The following is a 1,146-nucleotide window of genomic DNA, read 5'->3' as shown; positions in this document are numbered from 1 at the left end:
TTGGTATCTGATTATGCCGGCCACCACCATCACTGAAGATGACTCGGCGATTGGGGTGATGTGCAACGATGTGTTTGGCCCAGGTTGGGGTTCGTTTCGGATCGCGCACTTATCTACCGGCGATAAAATCGGGATTGAGCTGTTCGAGTTCCCGAACAGTGAGCAGCGCGAGAACAATTTTGAATTCTGGAAAACGGGCGTGTTTCACTTCAGCGTGCAAGATCCGGATGTCGAAGGCTTGGCTGCACGCATTGTGGCGGCAGGCGGTAAGCAGCGCATGCCAGTGCGTGAATACTATCCGGGTGAAAAACCATACCGTATGGTCTATATGGAAGACCCGTTTGGCAACATCATCGAGATCTATAGCCACAGCTATGAGCTGACGTATTCTGCCGGTGCTTATCAGGAATAAGCGTTGTTGGTGTGATTTTCCTGCAGGCTGAGATAATGCGGTGTAATTGAGTCAATTATGCCGCACGTTTTGTGTTTTATTTCCCGCATTTCCTATCCAAATCTGAGCTGACATTGCGCCTGTGTTAGTATTGGTGTGCAAGGAGGCTGCTTATGTTTGACCCCAAAGATATTTATCATCCCCGAGAGTTTCGCGATGGAGAGCGATCCGAGCTTGGTTATTCCGCAGGAGAAAGGCCGTCTTATCACGAACCGAAAAGAAGAGAGAGCTACGATAGCTATGCCCGTGAAAAACAGGCATCTCGCCATTGGTTATTTCCCGCGTGGTTTTTCTTTTTAGGCTTCATGGCGGCCATGTTCATCGCCTATCGTTGGCCGCTGTTGTTCGTGCATGTTCTCACCGAGTTTGGTCATTTCTTCATGCGCATTGGTGGGGCTATTTCGGCGCTATTTTCTTCTTCATTATGAAGTTTCGGTTATGAAATATTGGTGATGAAATAAAGCGGCGTTCGGTAATGATGAATACCGCTTACATTGCTATTTCTACGATTAATTACCGATTCCTTTTGCTTGGTTATTATGGCAATAGTGTAGCACTTGGTGTTAATGCCATTCGTGTGGAAACCGCATGTAAAGCAATCAGATGCAGCATCTCAGAAACCGTGGTGCATAAGTCGGGCAAAATAGCGACATCATACTTTTCTGCTGAGCGTGAGATTGCCGTATGGGTAACGC

At 47.5% G+C, this 1,146-nt stretch carries 3 protein-coding genes; all 3 read left to right on the top strand.

Going from position 1 to position 1,146, the window contains the following annotated elements:
- Positions 1 to 412, top strand: a 412-nt coding sequence (locus ACRC27_RS02310) for a lactoylglutathione lyase family protein (protein ID WP_438639103.1), incomplete at its 5' end; no start/stop codon positions are given.
- A 152-nt stretch (positions 413 to 564) separates the two neighbouring features.
- Positions 565 to 879, top strand: a complete 315-nt coding sequence (locus tag ACRC27_RS02305) for a hypothetical protein (RefSeq protein WP_438639102.1) — start codon at positions 565 to 567, stop codon at positions 877 to 879.
- 47 nt (positions 880 to 926) lie between these two features.
- On the top strand, positions 927 to 1,146 hold a 220-nt coding region (locus tag ACRC27_RS02300; protein ID WP_438639101.1), incomplete at its 3' end, for a hypothetical protein.

Origin of the sequence: Plesiomonas sp., from assembly GCF_051650925.1 — a bacterium.
GTDB lineage: Bacteria > Pseudomonadota > Gammaproteobacteria > Enterobacterales > CAMTGL01 > Plesiomonas.
Note: the sequence above shows the minus strand (reverse complement) of the source record. Positions and strands in the feature narration are given on the sequence as shown.